This window comes from Streptomyces sp. NPDC025618 (genome assembly GCF_055558795.1).
The window spans coordinates 45504-59926 of sequence record NZ_JBVHLW010000035.1 but is presented as its reverse complement, the minus strand read 5'-3'; the positions used below and the strand labels follow the sequence as shown (position 1 = coordinate 59926).

15 protein-coding genes are annotated in these 14423 nt (G+C 71.4%); 2 read left to right on the top strand and 13 right to left on the bottom strand.

Annotation, left to right across the window (positions count from 1 at the left end; translation table 11 throughout):
* Positions 1 to 202 precede the first annotated feature (202 nt).
* Positions 203 to 937, bottom strand: a complete 735-nt coding sequence (locus ACZ4A5_RS25070; RefSeq protein ID WP_467588429.1) for a M23 family metallopeptidase — start codon at positions 935 to 937, stop codon at positions 203 to 205.
* Between the two features lie 340 nt (positions 938 to 1277).
* Here ACZ4A5_RS25070 and ACZ4A5_RS25065 point away from each other — a divergent pair, with 340 nt between their 5' ends.
* Positions 1278 to 1631 carry a trypco2 family protein gene (locus ACZ4A5_RS25065; RefSeq protein WP_398873011.1) on the top strand — a complete coding sequence of 118 codons (354 nt, stop codon included), beginning with the start codon at positions 1278 to 1280 and terminating at the stop codon, positions 1629 to 1631.
* A gap of 100 nt (positions 1632 to 1731) precedes the next feature.
* Here the strand turns inward: ACZ4A5_RS25065 and ACZ4A5_RS25060 are convergent, their stop codons facing one another.
* The gene (locus ACZ4A5_RS25060) at positions 1732 to 4257 is read right to left on the bottom strand and encodes an ATP-dependent Clp protease ATP-binding subunit (protein ID WP_361528676.1); all 2526 of its coding nucleotides are present in this window, start codon (positions 4255 to 4257) and stop codon (positions 1732 to 1734) included.
* Between the two features lie 501 nt (positions 4258 to 4758).
* Between ACZ4A5_RS25060 and ACZ4A5_RS25055 the strand changes: the two genes are divergently transcribed.
* Positions 4759 to 5406 (top strand): SCO3374 family protein, encoded by a 648-nt coding sequence (locus ACZ4A5_RS25055; RefSeq protein WP_467588426.1) that lies wholly within the window; start codon positions 4759 to 4761, stop codon positions 5404 to 5406.
* Here the strand turns inward: ACZ4A5_RS25055 and ACZ4A5_RS25050 are convergent.
* The 11 genes from ACZ4A5_RS25050 to ACZ4A5_RS25000 all read right to left on the bottom strand — a co-directional run bounded on the left by ACZ4A5_RS25050 (position 5337) and on the right by ACZ4A5_RS25000 (position 14152).
* A complete protein-coding gene (locus ACZ4A5_RS25050; protein ID WP_467588422.1) occupies positions 5337 to 5678 on the bottom strand; it encodes a histone-like nucleoid-structuring protein Lsr2 in 342 nt (113 codons plus the stop codon). The two genes, ACZ4A5_RS25055 and ACZ4A5_RS25050, sit on opposite strands and share 70 nt — an antisense overlap.
* Before the next feature lie 160 nt (positions 5679 to 5838).
* Entirely contained in the window at positions 5839 to 6357 is a 519-nt protein-coding gene (locus ACZ4A5_RS25045) for an amino-acid N-acetyltransferase (protein ID WP_361528670.1), read from the bottom strand.
* Between the two features lie 9 nt (positions 6358 to 6366).
* Positions 6367 to 6762, bottom strand: coding sequence for a BlaI/MecI/CopY family transcriptional regulator (locus ACZ4A5_RS25040; RefSeq protein ID WP_467588418.1), 396 nt, complete (start codon positions 6760 to 6762; stop codon positions 6367 to 6369).
* Between the two features lie 166 nt (positions 6763 to 6928).
* The gene (locus ACZ4A5_RS25035) at positions 6929 to 7093 is read right to left on the bottom strand and encodes a hypothetical protein (RefSeq protein ID WP_467588415.1); all 165 of its coding nucleotides are present in this window, start codon (positions 7091 to 7093) and stop codon (positions 6929 to 6931) included.
* Between the two features lie 67 nt (positions 7094 to 7160).
* Positions 7161 to 7907, bottom strand: a complete 747-nt coding sequence (locus ACZ4A5_RS25030) for a hypothetical protein (protein WP_467588412.1) — start codon at positions 7905 to 7907, stop codon at positions 7161 to 7163.
* A 144-nt stretch (positions 7908 to 8051) separates the two neighbouring features.
* Positions 8052 to 8720, bottom strand: coding sequence for a hypothetical protein (locus tag ACZ4A5_RS25025; protein WP_467588409.1), 669 nt, complete (start codon positions 8718 to 8720; stop codon positions 8052 to 8054).
* Between the two features lie 114 nt (positions 8721 to 8834).
* Positions 8835 to 9632, bottom strand: a complete 798-nt coding sequence (locus tag ACZ4A5_RS25020) for a type III pantothenate kinase (protein WP_467588404.1) — start codon at positions 9630 to 9632, stop codon at positions 8835 to 8837.
* The gene (gene nadC / locus ACZ4A5_RS25015) at positions 9632 to 10642 is read right to left on the bottom strand and encodes a carboxylating nicotinate-nucleotide diphosphorylase (RefSeq protein ID WP_467588401.1); all 1011 of its coding nucleotides are present in this window, start codon (positions 10640 to 10642) and stop codon (positions 9632 to 9634) included. The genes ACZ4A5_RS25020 and nadC overlap by 1 nt, the downstream gene beginning before the upstream one ends.
* Positions 10639 to 12363, bottom strand: coding sequence for an L-aspartate oxidase (locus ACZ4A5_RS25010; protein ID WP_467588398.1), 1725 nt, complete (start codon positions 12361 to 12363; stop codon positions 10639 to 10641). The genes nadC and ACZ4A5_RS25010 overlap by 4 nt, the downstream gene beginning before the upstream one ends.
* Positions 12360 to 13235 (bottom strand): pantoate--beta-alanine ligase, encoded by an 876-nt coding sequence (gene panC / locus ACZ4A5_RS25005; RefSeq protein WP_467588395.1) that lies wholly within the window; start codon positions 13233 to 13235, stop codon positions 12360 to 12362. Before panC ends, ACZ4A5_RS25010 begins: the two co-directional genes overlap by 4 nt.
* Positions 13232 to 14152 carry a Rossmann-like and DUF2520 domain-containing protein gene (locus ACZ4A5_RS25000; RefSeq protein WP_467588392.1) on the bottom strand — a complete coding sequence of 307 codons (921 nt, stop codon included), beginning with the start codon at positions 14150 to 14152 and terminating at the stop codon, positions 13232 to 13234. Before ACZ4A5_RS25000 ends, panC begins: the two co-directional genes overlap by 4 nt.
* Between the last annotated feature and the right edge of the window lie 271 nt (positions 14153 to 14423).

Genomic DNA, 14423 nt, shown 5'->3' with positions numbered 1-14423 from the left:
CCCCCCCCCCCCCCCCCCCCCCCCCCCCCCCCCCCCCCCCCCCCCCCCCCCCCCCCCCCCCCCCCCCCCCCCCCCCCCCCCCCCCCCCCCCGCCAGTCGTGCGCCGGGTCAGGAGCCGCGTTCAGTTGCGTCGGCCGCATAGGAAAATGCTGGCACGAGGGTCTGACAACGACCCCCGCGCACCCTCTGACCCGCGGTTTCGTCAGAGGTTCTCGCCGTGGGCGCTCAGGAAGGCGCGGGGCTCGACGGCGGTGCCGTAGTCCGGGGTCGTGCGGATCTCGAAGTGCAGGTGGGGGCCGGAGGAGTTGCCGGTGGAACCGGAGAGGCCGATCTCCTGGCCGGTCGTGACGGCCTGCCCGACGTGCACCTTGACCTGCGACAGGTGGGCGTACTGCGAGTAGGTGTTGTCGTCGTGCTTGATCACGATGGCGTTGCCGTACGCCGGGCCGTCGCCGCCGCCGTTGGGGCCCGCCTTCACGACCGTGCCGCCGTGCACGGCCTTCACGGACGTGCCGCTGTTCACGACGAGGTCCTGGCCGCTGTGCTTGCTGGCCCACATATTGCCGGAGATCCCGAAGGGCTGGCCGATCTGGTAGCCGTCCACGGGCGCGACCCAGGCGTCGGCGCGCTTGCGCGATGCCTCGGCGGCCTTGCGGGCGTCCTCGGCGCGCTTCTCGGCGTCCTGCTTGGCCTTGGCCTGCGCGGCCTGCTCCTTGGCCATGGTCTTCAGCTGGGTCTCGGCCTGGGCGTGCAGGGCGCCGCCCAGCGCCACCACGGACGCGAACGCCGGGACCTGCTCCTGGGTGGTGGAGGTGTCCGCCGCGAGCGCCACACCGGTTCCGAGGGCGAGCGAGGCGCCGAGCCCGGCCGCCACCACGGCGGCGCGGGAGCGCAGGGCGGACGTGCTCGCGATACGGAAAGCGGTGTGCTTCGACATCAAGAAATACCTCCAGGCATGAATGGGTCCCGGCCGCTGACCGGGATCGCCATACCTTGGTAACCCGCAATTGCCGGGCAGCCAAGGGCGCCTTCTACTAGCGGATTTCGTATCCGGGGCGAAGGCATTTGGTCCCTACCCCTGGGCCTTCACGGGGAAAATCACGCTTTTGTGGAGCCTGTCCGCCCGCTAATGCGGGTAGTAGCCGGAATTCGCCCTGTGCGGCTTGTCACCGGGCCGGGACCTATGACCTCCGCCGTTCCGGGACCGAAGTCCGCGCCCCGGCGGTACGCTCCCGTACGCCAGCAGACAACGGGCCGCACACGCCGGGGGCGCCGCCATGCTCAGCGATTCGCACCACTCCGAGATCGACGACATCGAGCTGGCGGACGCCGTGCAGGCCGTCCGTGACGGCCTCACGACGGCCGCGGCGCGCGGCACGGGCCAGGACATCGTCTTCGACGTCGGCCCGATCGCCATGGAGTTCAGCGTGGAGATCCGCAGGGACCTCAAGGGCTCGGGCGGTGTGAAGGCATGGGTCGTCAGCGCGGACGCGGAGGCGTCCCGCGGCTCGACGCGCACCCACCGGGTCTCGTTCACCCTCACGCCGAAGGACGCCCGCACGGGCGGGAACCTGCGGGTGGGCAACGAGCGCCCCGGAGGCGTGTCCCGATTCGGTCCCGCGGAGCCCTGACCGTCAATTCCCGGGCGCGGATTTCACCGGAGGAAACGCAAAAGGCCGACCCGGAACCGTACGGTTCCGGGCCGGCCTTTCCGGCTGTTACCGGGGCGCCTTATGCGTCCTTGGAGAGGTTCGGGCCCGCGCCACCGGCGGCGGACTCGATCGGCGGGGTGTCGGGCAGGGCCGACTTCTCCTCGCCGCGGAAGGTGAACTTCTTCTCCTCACCCTCGCCCTCGGTGCCGACGACCACGATGTGGCCGGGGCGGAGCTCGCCGAAGAGGATCTTCTCCGAGAGGATGTCCTCGATCTCGCGCTGGATCGTGCGGCGCAGCGGGCGGGCGCCCAGGATCGGGTCGTAGCCCTTCTTCGCCAGCAGCGACTTGGCCTCCGAGCTGAGCTCGATGCCCATGTCGCGGTCCTTCAGCCGCTCGTCCACCTTGGCGATCATGAGGTCGACGATCTGGATGATGTCTTCCTCGGTGAGCTGGTGGAAGACGACCGTGTCGTCGACGCGGTTGAGGAACTCGGGCCGGAAGTGCTGCTTGAGCTCTTCGTTGACCTTCGCCTTCATCCGCTCGTACCCGGTCTTGACGTCACCCTGGGCGGCGAAGCCCAGGTTGAAGCCCTTGGAGATGTCCCGGGTGCCCAGGTTGGTCGTCATGATGATGACGGTGTTCTTGAAGTCGACCACGCGGCCCTGGGAATCGGTCAGGCGACCGTCCTCCAGGATCTGGAGCAGCGAGTTGAAGATATCCGGGTGGGCCTTCTCGACCTCGTCGAAGAGGACCACGGAGAACGGCTTGCGGCGCACCTTCTCGGTGAGCTGACCGCCCTCTTCGTAACCCACGTATCCGGGCGGGGAGCCGAAGAGCCGGGAAACGGTGTGCTTCTCGCTGAACTCCGACATGTCGAGGGAGATCAGCGCGTCCTCGTCGCCGAAGAGGAATTCGGCGAGCGTCTTGGACAGCTCCGTCTTACCGACGCCGGACGGGCCCGCGAAGATGAACGAGCCGCCGGGGCGCTTCGGGTCCTTGAGGCCCGCACGCGTGCGCCGGATGGCCTGGGAGAGCGCCTTGATGGCGTCCTTCTGGCCGATGACGCGCTTGTGCAGCTCGTCCTCCATGCGCAGCAGGCGGGAGGACTCCTCCTCGGTCAGCTTGAAGACCGGGATGCCGGTGGCCGTGGCCAGGACCTCGGCGATCAGGTCGCCGTCGACCTCGGCGACGACGTCCATGTCGCCGGCCTTCCACTCCTTCTCCCGCTTGGTCTTCGCGGCGAGGAGCTGCTTCTCCTTGTCGCGCAGGGAGGCGGCCTTCTCGAAGTCCTGCGAGTCGATCGCGGACTCCTTGTCCCGGCGCACGTCGGCGATCTTCTCGTCGAACTCGCGGAGGTCCGGCGGCGCGGTCATCCGGCGGATGCGCATCCGGGATCCGGCCTCGTCGATCAGGTCGATCGCCTTGTCCGGCAGGAAGCGGTCGGAGATGTAGCGGTCGGCCAGGGTGGCGGCCTGGACCAGCGCCTCGTCCGTGATGGAGACCCGGTGGTGGGCCTCGTAGCGGTCGCGCAGGCCCTTGAGGATCTCGATGGTGTGCGGCAGCGACGGCTCCGCGACCTGGATGGGCTGGAAGCGGCGCTCGAGGGCCGCGTCCTTCTCCAGGTGCTTGCGGTACTCGTCGAGCGTGGTGGCACCGATGGTCTGGAGCTCACCGCGGGCCAGCATCGGCTTGAGGATGCTGGCGGCGTCGATCGCGCCCTCGGCGGCGCCCGCACCCACGAGGGTGTGGAGCTCGTCGATGAACAGGATGATGTCGCCGCGGGTGCGGATCTCCTTGAGGACCTTCTTCAGGCGCTCCTCGAAGTCACCGCGGTAGCGGGAGCCGGCGACCAGGGCGCCGAGGTCGAGGGTGTAGAGGTGCTTGTCCTTGAGGGTCTCGGGCACCTCGCCCTTGACGATGGCCTGGGCCAGGCCCTCGACGACCGCCGTCTTGCCGACGCCGGGCTCGCCGATGAGGACCGGGTTGTTCTTCGTGCGGCGGGAGAGCACCTGCATGACCCGCTCGATCTCCTTCTCGCGCCCGATGACCGGGTCGAGCTTGGATTCGCGCGCTGCCTGCGTCAGGTTGCGGCCGAACTGGTCCAGGACGAGCGAGGTCGAGGGGGTGCCCTCGGCCGGGCCGCCGGCGGTGGCGGCCTCCTTGCCCTGGTAGCCGGAGAGCAGCTGGATGACCTGCTGCCGGACCCGGTTCAGGTCGGCGCCCAGCTTGACCAGGACCTGGGCGGCGACTCCCTCGCCCTCCCGGATCAGGCCGAGCAGGATGTGCTCCGTACCGATGTAGTTGTGGCCGAGCTGGAGGGCCTCGCGGAGCGACAGCTCCAGGACCTTCTTGGCACGGGGAGTGAAGGGGATGTGCCCGGACGGGGCCTGCTGGCCCTGCCCGATGATCTCCTCCACCTGCTGGCGGACCGCCTCGAGCGAAATCCCGAGGCTCTCCAGGGCCTTAGCGGCGACACCCTCACCCTCGTGGATCAGGCCCAGGAGGATGTGCTCGGTGCCGATGTAGTTGTGGTTGAGCATCCGGGCTTCTTCCTGAGCCAGGACGACAACCCGCCGCGCGCGGTCGGTGAACCTCTCGAACATCGTTAATCGCTCCTCAGAGCGGTCAGGCAGTTAGGGGTCGGTCCCCTCCCTGTCCTTCCGCATGCTAGTCCCGCGGGACGGGACAGCTCATTCCAACTGCCGACATCCGTCCGGATCACCCCCGCGTCGGCGGGGAAACCTGCTGCCGAACAGCCGACAACTCCTCCAACCCGATGGTGGGAGACGATGTTCCCGCAGGCCAGGCATATACGCTCACCACCACTACGCCCATGGCGAACGCACCCCCGGCCCGACACGCCCGCTCGGCTCGCCCGCACCGCCCCGGTGACGGGCCCCGACCGCTGCTGTACCGCCTCTTTCCCACTGGGAATGTCTTACCCGTACGCACCGCGGGTCCATGCGGCGCGGCCCTCGCTCCTCAGCTACGGGCGAACAACCTCGCGCCTTCCGGAGCCTCCGTGCGCCCCTTGCCCCTTATACGGAGCGTGCCCAACTACCAACCCTGCGTAACCTCTTGGGTGCTTCTCAGTTGCACCGCGTATGAGCGTCGCCCTCCCGCGTCACCGCGGCCCCGCATCTCCATGGTGCCAGGCACGCCGCTGGTACGAGCACGAGCTGAGCTGGCCCACCACCGGTGCGGAACCCCTGGAGTTGCTGACCGGGGTGCGCTTCGACGTCCTCGACCTGCCGCAGGACGCCGGCCGCGCGGTGCTCGCCCGGGTGGGCCGGACCGGGCCCGTCGCGCTCGACGAGCGAGCGCGGAGGCTACGGTTCCTGATCGCCGCCGGCAGCGCGGAAGAGCTGCCGGGGCTGCTCGACTGGCTGGAGTGGGGCGGGGTGGCCCTGGATCTGACCGCGCTGGGTTCGGGCGGCCGGATGGTCGCGCCCGTGCCCGCCGGCGAGGGCCGCGGGCACGTCGGGGCGCTCGGCACGGGGAAGGCCGTATGGGTACGGCCTCCCGAGCCGGGGAGCGAGGTGGAGCCGACGCTGCCGGTGACCGGCCTCGGGGGCGATGGGGGCGCCCCCGATCTCGTACGGCTCGTGAGCGCGGCGGCGACGGAGTGCCACCGGGCCCGGTTGCTGCGCGCCGGGGAAGCGCGCACGCGTCCGACGGGAGATCAGCCGTTGGCCTTCTCGTACGCCTCACGGATGTCGGCGGGGACACGGCCGCGGTCGTTGACGCTGTAGCCGTTCTTCTTGGCCCACGCGCGGATCTTCGCGGTGTCGGGGCTGCCACCACCGGTGACGGCGGTACGCGCCTTGCCACGGGCGCCCGCGGAACGGCCGCCGGTGCGACGGGCGGACTTCACGTAGTCCGCGAGCGCCCCGCGCAGCTTGTCCGCGTTGGCAGCGGTGAGGTCGATCTCGTAGGACTTGCCATCGAGCGCGAACGTCACGGTCTCGTCCGCCTCGCCACCGTCGAGGTCATCAACAAGAAGGACCTGAACCTTCTGTGCCACGGGGAATCCTTTCAGTGGAAAATGGGATTACGGAGGAATAGCAAACCGCCTTTCTCTGAAAAACACAAACCCCCCGGGAAGGTTCAGCCCGCCTTCCACGTGGGAACGATGCCTTCCGGAGGTCTGGGATAGGGGCGCGATCCGGACATAGGGACCGCGATCACAGATGCAGAAGCATCCGGCTGTTGCCAAGGGTGTTCGGCTTCACCCGTTCGAGACCCAGGAACTCGGCAACGCCCTCGTCATAGGACCGCAGCAGCTCGCTGTAGACATCCCCGTCGACCGGTGTCTCACCGATCTCCACGAAGCCGTGCTTCGCGAAGAAGTCCACTTCGAAGGTGAGACAGAAAATGCGCCGGACGCCGAGCCAACGGGCCGTCTGGAGGAGCTTGCCCAGTACCGCGTGACCCACTCCACCGCCCTTGACGGCCGGGTCCACGGCGAGAGTGCGCACCTCCGCGAGGTCTTCCCACATCACGTGGAGCGCACCACAGCCGACGACCTCGCCGTCCTCGTCCCGCTCCGCCACCCAGAACTCCTGGATGTCCTCGTAAAGCGTGACCGTGGCTTTGTCGAGCAGGATCCGCTCACGAACGTACGTGTTGATGAGGCGGCGCACCGCCGGAACATCGCTGGTCCGGGCGCGGCGGACGGTGACGACTTTTGATTGTGCGGGCATGACCGGACGCTATCGCTCGGGAGCCCCCGTGCCGTCGGCGGGCCCGTCGAGTTGCACGATGTGGATGGCGTCGCGGAGTGCTTCGCGTTGTTCGGCCGACATCATCCCGAAGAAGGCGACGAGTGCGGCCGCCGGGTTGTCACTGACGGACCACGCTTCGTTCATCAGTGCGGCCGAGTAGGCGGCCCGGTTGGAGACCGCCTCATATCGATAGGCGCGGCCTTCGGCTTCCCGCCGGACCCAGCCCTTCTGATACAGGTTGTCCATTACGGTCATGACCGTTGTGTAGGCGATCGACCGTTCCTGCTGAAGGTCTTCCAGCACTTCTCGAACGGTGACCGGTCGGTTCCAGTCCCACACGCGCGTCATCACGGCGTCTTCCAGATCACCCAGGCGTCGAACCACACGCGAATAATAGTGGGAGATGTCTAGAATGCCGGTTTATCAGGGCAAGAAAAAGGGCGTACGACCGAGAAATGCAGTCTCGGACCGTACGCCCTCGTGGGCGAGATGCGCCCAAACGGCAGACCGGCTCCTCGGGGGAAGTCGGGAGCGCCGTCGGGGTGCCGCTCTAGGACGCCTGCTCGGCACTCCCGGCGCGGGCCATGGCGGCGTCGACGATGGCGTCTTCCTTCGCCTTGTTCTCGCCACCCTGACTCTTGACGATCGTCACGATCAGCGCGATGAATGCGACCGCCATCACCACGGGCGGGACCAGCGCGGCGACATAGTCCATGGCCGTCGGCTCCTTCTGGTTCTGGATTCTGCGATTGGCTGAACGACCCGTCCAGATTACGCGCGCGTCAGGCGGGCCGGGCCCGGGGGTCGGAAACCTCCGCCCCCGACGGCGGGGCGGGCTTGCGGCGCGGGGGAAAGACCTCGCCCGGGGTGGGAATGGGGCGGTCGGGCTTCGGGGCCTTCGGGGCGGGCGCCGCGGGGACGGGCTTCTGCTCCGGTTTCGGCGCGGGCTTCGGGTCGGGCCGGGCCTCCGGCGCGGCGGGCCCCGCCGCGATCGCCGTCCCGCCCGCCGCCCGGCCGCCCGCGAGGGCGAGCAGGCGAGCGCGGGGCGGCTCCGGCCGTGACATGGGCACCGCGCCGGTGACCGCGCGGCCGGCCAGCCTCGCCCGCACGCCGAGCTCGGCGAGGTGCTCGCAGCGGTGCAGCAGCGCGCGGCGGCGGTCGGCCTCGGCACCCCCGGACGGCCCCGCGCAGAGCTTGCGCAGCGCCGAGAGGTCCTCGGCGTCGGGCTGGTAGCCCGCCGAGAGGGCGTTCTGGAGCCGTTCGGTGTATCCGGCGGCGGTCCCGGGCAGTGCGGCGCGGTAGCGGATGAGGTCGGCGAGGAGGAAGGCGCGCAGCCGGCCGCCTTCGTGAGCCGCCTCGTCGACGGCCTCCGCGAGCCGGAGGCACTCCCGCACCTCGTCGTCACGCTCGGGGCCGGGGCTCCTGTGCACGGACTGGGGGTCGAGGGCGATGGCGAGGGCTCGGCGCAGCACGCGCAGTTCGTCCGCGCTGAACGCCATGCCGCCGCGTGTTCCATAGGGCGTGGGCATGGGCTGACTTTAAGTGCTAAGCGGACAAAATTGTATGATCTGTGCGCTTTGGGCGTGGCACGGGCATTTTATGCCGTTATGTATGAACCGGTGCCGGGCCGTAGGCGCCCGACGGGCCGGGCCTGAAGCATTCTTGAGGGTGCGTCAGCGTTGGCGCCGACGGGAGACACCCACCGCTATCGCTCCCGCCGACAGGGCCGTGCCCGACGTGGTGGCGATGAGGAGGGTGCCGTTGGTGCCCGGGTCCTCCGGGCGGACCGGGGCGGGGGCAGGGTCCAGGATCTCGACGAGGATCGGGGCCGAGTCGTTGGCCGGGTCCGGGTCGGGCGCCGGCCCCCCGTCATGGTCGAGGACCTGGACCCGGCCCTCCGCGCCCGCGACCTTCCTGTCGATGCGCACCTGGAAGCTCAGCGTCCGCAGATCGCCCGCGGGGAAGTCCTCGCCGATCGCGCAGACGTACGCGGCCGGGCCGGCGGGCGCCGCCTTCGCCACGCACGGCTGCCTGCCGCCGCCCTGCGGCGGGCGTGCCGCGGTGATGGTGGTCCCGGCGGGCGGGATCACCTCGTACGTACCCGTGCCGTGGCCGCCCTGGGCCGGAGCGGGGCCGGGGCCGCCGTTCCTGACGCCCAGTTCGACCTGGACGGTCTGGCCGACGCGGCCCACGACGGGATGGGCGACGGCTTGGTAGTCGGCGCGCGGCCGCTCTTCGGCGCATGCCGGAACGACGGCCGGGCCCAGTCCGGCCGCCGCCACCGCGGCGGCGGCCGCGAGCCGTCCCACTGTCCGCTTCCTGCGCATACGCTCCACGCCCATCTTGTGCATGATGATGTCCCGCAGCTGACAGGACAGTTGGAGCGGTCCCCCGGTTGCGCCCGCGGAAGCATTCCCTACGGACGCGCCGCGGCCCTGACCGTACCGGGCCGGGCGCTAGGCGCGGGCGACATTGCGTTCGTAGACCAGGCGCAGGCCGATGAGCGTGAGCCAGGGCTCGTGCTCGTCGATGACCGTCGCCTCACCGAGCACCAGCGGCGAGAGGCCGCCGGTGGCGATGACGGTGACATCCTCCGGGTCGTCGGCCAGCTCCCGGGCCATCCGGGCGACGACGCCGTCGACCTGGCCCGCGAAGCCGTAGAGGATGCCGGACTGCATGGCCTCGACCGTGTTCTTGCCGATGACGCTGCGCGGGCGGGCCAGCTCGATCTTGCGGAGCTGGGCGCCCTTGACGCCCAGCGCCTCCACGGAGATCTCGATCCCGGGGGCGATCACCCCGCCCGCGTACTCCCCGCGCGCGCTGACCGCGTCGAAGGTGGTCGCGGTGCCGAAGTCGACGACGACGCACGGGCCGCCGTACAGCTCGACGGCCGCCACGGCGTTGACGATGCGGTCGGCGCCGACCTCCTTGGGGTTGTCCATCAGGATCGGCACGCCGGTCTTGACGCCCGGCTCGACCAGGACCGCGGGCACATCGCCGTAATAGCGGCGGGTGACCTCGCGGAGCTCGTGCAGGACGGCGGGGACCGTGGAACAGATCGCGATGCCGTCGATGCCGTCACCCAGCTCCTCGCCCAGCAGCGGGTGCATGCCCATCAGGCCCTGGAGCAGGACGGCCAGTTCGTCGGCGGTGCGGCGGGCGTCGGTCGAGACCCGCCAGTGCTCGACGATGTCCTCGCCGTCGAACAGGCCGAGGACGGTGTGGGTGTTGCCGACATCGATGGTGAGCAGCATCAGGCGGTCTCCTCCCGGAGGTCCAGGCCGATGTCGAGGATCGGGGAGGAGTGGGTGAGCGCGCCGACCGCGAGATAGTCGACACCGGTCTCGGCGTACGCGCGGGCGTTGACGAGCGTGAGGCGGCCGGAGGACTCCAGCATGGCGCGGCCCGCGACGAGTTCGACCGCCTCGCGGGTCTGCTCGACGGTGAAGTTGTCGAGCAGGATCAGGTCGGCGCCCTCGGCGAGGACCGGCGGGATCTGGTCGAGCCTGTCGACCTCGACCTCGATCGGCACCTCGGGGAAGCGCTCGCGGACGGCCCGGAAGGCGGCCGCGACGCCACCGGCGGCGACCACGTGGTTGTCCTTGATGAGCGCGGCGTCGGACAGCGCCATGCGGTGGTTGACGCCGTCGCCGCAGCGCACCGCGTACTTCTCCAGGGCGCGCAGGCCGACCGTGGTCTTGCGGGTGTCGCGGACGGCGGCCTTGGTGCCCTTGAGGATGTCGGCCCACTCGCGGGTGACGGTGGCGATGCCGGACAGGCGGCACAGGAGATTGAGCGCGCTGCGCTCGGCGGTGAGCAGGTCGCGGGTGCGGGTGCGCACGGTCAGCAGCTTCTGGCCGGCCGACACCCGGTCGCCGTCCTCGACGTGCCGCTCGACCTCGAACTCGTCGGTGCAGACGACCGAGAGGATCGCCTCGGCGATGCGCAGACCGGCGACGGTGCCGTCCTCGCGGGCGGTGAAGTCACCGGTGGCGACGGCGTCCTCGGGGATGGTCGCGACCGTCGTGATGTCCTCGCCGCCGTCGAGGTCCTCCTCGATGGCGAGGTGGGCGATGTCCTCGACCTGGAGCGGGTCGAGGCCGGCGCCCGCGAGCAGCTCGGCGAGCGCGGGGTCGAGGCCGCACTCCATGGCGTCCGCCTCGAACGTCTCGCCGCAGCCACAGCCGTCGCCGCAGTCTCCTGCCACGGCTTCCTCCTCGGACAGACCGATCTGGCGCAGGGGAAGGTCGTCGGTGGTGCTCACGGTGTCTCCTTGGGAACGGCGGGAGTGACGGGCGGGACTGCTGCGGTGGACACCGCGGGGAAGGCCGCGGAGTCCGTGCGGGAGACCGCAAGCGTACGGTCGGGGCGCATGGTGACCAGGAGGTGGCGGCGCCAGGTGGCATCGGCGCGGTCGGGGAAATCCTCGCGCCAGTGGCAGCCGCGGGTCTCCTCGCGGCGCAGGGCGGCGGCGACCAGGACGCGGGCGACGAGCAGGAGGTTGGTGGCCTCCCAGCTCTCGGTGCCGGGCTCGGCGGTCTTCCCGTCCGTCTCCAGCGCGGTGACGGCCTCGGCGAGCAGCCGGTCCAGATCGGCCGCGGCGCGCTCCAGGCTCTCGGCGGAACGCAGCACTCCGGCGCCCGCGGTCATGATGCGCTGGATCGCGAAGCGGGCCTCGGGGGCGAGGAGGGGCGTGGCCGGCCGGTCGGCCGTGACGGGCTCGCCGGGGGCGGCGGTGGCGTCCGAAGTGATGTCCGCGGCGATGCGCTCGGCGAAGACCAGGCCCTCCAGGAGGGAGTTGGAGGCGAGGCGGTTGGCGCCGTGGACACCCGTGCAGGCGACCTCGCCGCAGGCGTAGAGCCCCGGCACCGTCGTACGGCCGCGCAGGTCGGTGCGGACGCCGCCGGAGGCGTAGTGCGCGGCGGGCGCGACCGGGATCGGCTCGGTCACCGGGTCGATGCCGTGGGCGCGGCAGGCGGCGAGGATGGTGGGGAAGCGGTGCGCCCACATCTTCGCGCCGAAGTGCCGGGCGTCGAGGTACATGTGCGCGGCGCCGAGCTCCTGCATGCGGCGCGTGATGCCCTTGGCGACGATGTCGCGCGGGGCCAGCTCGGCCAGCTCGTGGGCGCCGACCATGAAGCGGTGGCCGTCGGCGTCGACGAGATACGCGCCCTCGCCGCGGACCGCCTCGGACACCAGGGGCTGCTGCCCTTCCGCGTCGGGGCCGAGCCACAGGACGGTCGGGTGGAACTGGACGAACTCCAGGTCGGAGACCTCCGCCCCGGCGCGCAGGGCGAGGGCGACGCCGTCGCCGGTGGAGACGGCGGGGTTGGTGGTCGCGGAGAAGACCTGGCCCATGCCGCCGGTGGCCAGCACGACCGCCTTGGCGCGCACCGCGCCGACGCCGTCGTGACAGCCCTCGCCCATGACGTGCAGGGTGACCCCGGCGGCGCGGCCGTCGGCATCCTTCAGGAGGTCGAGGACGAGGGCGTTCTCCACGGTCTTGATACCGGCGGCGCGGACGGCCTCGACCAGGGCGCGGGAGATCTCGGCGCCGGTGGCGTCACCGCCGGCGTGCGCGATGCGGCTGCGGTGGTGGCCGCCCTCACGGGTCAGCAGGATCTCGCCGGTGGTGCCGTCGGTGTCGAAGAGGGCGCCGGTGGCGATGAGGCGGCGCACCGCGTCGGGGCCCTCGCCGACCAGCGTGCGGACGGCCTCCTCGGAGCACAGTCCGGCGCCGGCGACGAGGGTGTCGTCGAGGTGCTGCTCGGGGGTGTCGCCGTCACCGAGCGCGGCGGCGATACCGCCCTGCGCCCAGCGGGTGGAGCCGTCGTCGAGGCGTGCCTTGGTGACGACGGTGACATCGGCCCCGGCGGCGGCGCAGCGCAGCGCGACGGTGAGCCCCGCGACGCCGGATCCGACGACGACCACATCGGCGTCGACGGACCAGCCGGGCAGGGGTGCGTGCAGCCGTATGCCGGTCATCGCTGTGCTCCGGTTCCCGTGAAGGTCAGGGTGATGTTGTCGATGAGGCGGGTGGTGCCCACCTTGGCTGCGACGGCCAGGACGGCTTCGCCGCTGTGGCCGTCGGTGACCTCGGTGAAGTCCGCGGGGTCGACGAGCGCCAGATAGTCGAGGACGACCGGCGGCTGTTCACGGGCCGCTTCGTCGAGGACGGCGCGGGCGGCGTCACGGACGGCGTCGGGGCCCTGGGGCGCGGCCGCCCCGGCGGTCAGCAGGGCGCGGGATATCTCCAGGGCGGAGGCCCGGTCGGCCGCGGAGAGATAGCGGTTGCGGCTGGAGAGGGCGAGGTTGTCGTCCTCGCGGACGGTGGGGACGCCGACGATCTCCACGGGGAAGTTGAGGTCGCGGACCATGCGGCGGATGAGCGCGAGCTGCTGGGCGTCCTTCTGTCCGTAGAGCGCGACGTCGGGCTGGGTGAGGTGGAGGAGCTTGGCGACGACGGTGAGCATGCCGTCGAAGTGGCCGGGGCGGAAGGCGCCTTCGAGGCGCTCGCCCATGGGCCCCGCCGTGATCCGCACCTGGGGCTCACCGCCGGGGTAGACCTCCTCGACAGCCGGGGCGAAGACGGCGTCGGCACCGGCCTCCTCGGCGAGGACGAGGTCGGCGTCGAGGGTGCGCGGATAACGGTCGAGATCTTCACCCGCGCCGAACTGAAGGGGGTTGACGAAGACGGTGACGACGACCTGGCCGCCGGGCCCCACGAGCTCTCGGGCGGTGCGGACCAGGGTGGCGTGGCCCTCGTGGAGGGCGCCCATCGTCATCACGACGGCCCGTCGGCCCTCGTGGGGCAGGCCGTGCAGCTCCTTGGCCGTGCGGGTGAGCCGGGTGGTCATTCGTTGCCTCCGTCCGCGAGGACGCCGAGCAGGTCCTCCGCCAGTTCCGGCTTGAGCAGGCCGTGCGCGAGGGCGCGGTCGGCGGTGGTGCGGGCCATGGCCAGATATCCGGCGACGGCCTGGGGCGCGTGGGTGCGCAGCTCCGCGATGTGGGCGGCGACGGTGCCCGCGTCACCGCGGGCCACCGGGCCGGTGAGGGCGGCGTCGCCGCTGCGCAGGACGTTGTCGAGCGCGGCGCCGAGCAGGGGGCCGAGCATGCGGTCGGGGGCGGCGACGCCCGCGGTGCGCAGCAGATCCATGGCCTGGGCGACCAGGGTGACCAGGTGGTTCGAGCCCATGGCGAGGGCCGCGTGGTAGAGGGGGCGGGCGCTCTCCGCTATCCACTCGGGCTCACCGCCCATCTCGATGACCAGGGCCTCCGCGGCGAGCCGCAGCTCGTCGGGCGCGGTCACGCCGAAGGAGCAGCCCGCGAGGCGCTCCACGTCCACCTGGGTGCCGGTGAAGGTCATGGCGGGGTGCAGGGCGAGCGGCAGGGCCCCGGCCCGGCGCGCCGGGTCGAGGACGGCCGTGCCGTGGCGGCCCGAGGTGTGCACGATGAGCTGGCCGGGACGGATGGCGCCGGTCTCGGCGAGCCCGGCGATCAGCCCGGGGAGGGCGTCGTCGGGCACGGTGAGCAGCACCAGCTCCGCCCGCGCGAGCACCTCGGTGGGCGGGACGAGGGGCACCCCGGGGAGCAGCTCGGCGGCTCGGCGCACGGAGGCGTCCGAGACACCGGAGGCGGCGACCGGGCGGTGCCCGGCGAGCCGCAGCGCGGCGGCCAGCGAGGGGCCGACACGGCCCGCGCCGACGACGCCGACGGTGAGCCGGGCGGGCCGGTCCTGTGGGCTCGGGTGCTGCGGGATGGATTGTGCGTTCACGCGGCGATGGCCTTCCGTTCCAGTCCTGGGGTCCCCCATGCCGCAGGCCAGGGGCGGGTACCGGACGATTCCTTCGTCATGCTACGCGAGTGTGGGCGGCCTCTTCCGGGCGTCCCCAGCCCTGTGGACAACCAGCCTGTGGATAACTCGGGCGGTGCTCCGGGAGTGGGTCATCATCGGGTCATGACCCGGGGCACGGCTCGGGTCACAGCTCGGGGCAGGGCTCGGACTACGGCTCGGGTCAGGGCCCCGGCACGGCTAGGGACACCGC

What these genes read in the sequence shown, in the direction of transcription:
- ACZ4A5_RS25055 (WP_467588426.1), top strand. Translation starts at nt 4,759, where the DNA reads ATGAGCGTCGCCCTCCCGCGTCACCGCGGCCCCGCATCTCCATGGTGC.
- ACZ4A5_RS25020 (WP_467588404.1), bottom strand. Translation starts at nt 9,632, where the DNA reads ATGCTGCTCACCATCGATGTCGGCAACACCCACACCGTCCTCGGCCTG.
- ACZ4A5_RS25045 (WP_361528670.1), bottom strand. Translation starts at nt 6,357, where the DNA reads ATGCCCGCACAATCAAAAGTCGTCACCGTCCGCCGCGCCCGGACCAGC.
- ACZ4A5_RS25030 (WP_467588412.1), bottom strand. Translation starts at nt 7,907, where the DNA reads ATGCCCACGCCCTATGGAACACGCGGCGGCATGGCGTTCAGCGCGGAC.
- ACZ4A5_RS25025 (WP_467588409.1), bottom strand. Translation starts at nt 8,720, where the DNA reads ATGGGCGTGGAGCGTATGCGCAGGAAGCGGACAGTGGGACGGCTCGCG.
- ACZ4A5_RS25060 (WP_361528676.1), bottom strand. Translation starts at nt 4,257, where the DNA reads ATGTTCGAGAGGTTCACCGACCGCGCGCGGCGGGTTGTCGTCCTGGCT.
- ACZ4A5_RS25070 (WP_467588429.1), bottom strand. Translation starts at nt 937, where the DNA reads ATGTCGAAGCACACCGCTTTCCGTATCGCGAGCACGTCCGCCCTGCGC.
- panC (WP_467588395.1), bottom strand. Translation starts at nt 13,235, where the DNA reads ATGACCACCCGGCTCACCCGCACGGCCAAGGAGCTGCACGGCCTGCCC.
- ACZ4A5_RS25010 (WP_467588398.1), bottom strand. Translation starts at nt 12,363, where the DNA reads ATGACCGGCATACGGCTGCACGCACCCCTGCCCGGCTGGTCCGTCGAC.
- ACZ4A5_RS25035 (WP_467588415.1), bottom strand. Translation starts at nt 7,093, where the DNA reads ATGGACTATGTCGCCGCGCTGGTCCCGCCCGTGGTGATGGCGGTCGCA.
- ACZ4A5_RS25065 (WP_398873011.1), top strand. Translation starts at nt 1,278, where the DNA reads ATGCTCAGCGATTCGCACCACTCCGAGATCGACGACATCGAGCTGGCG.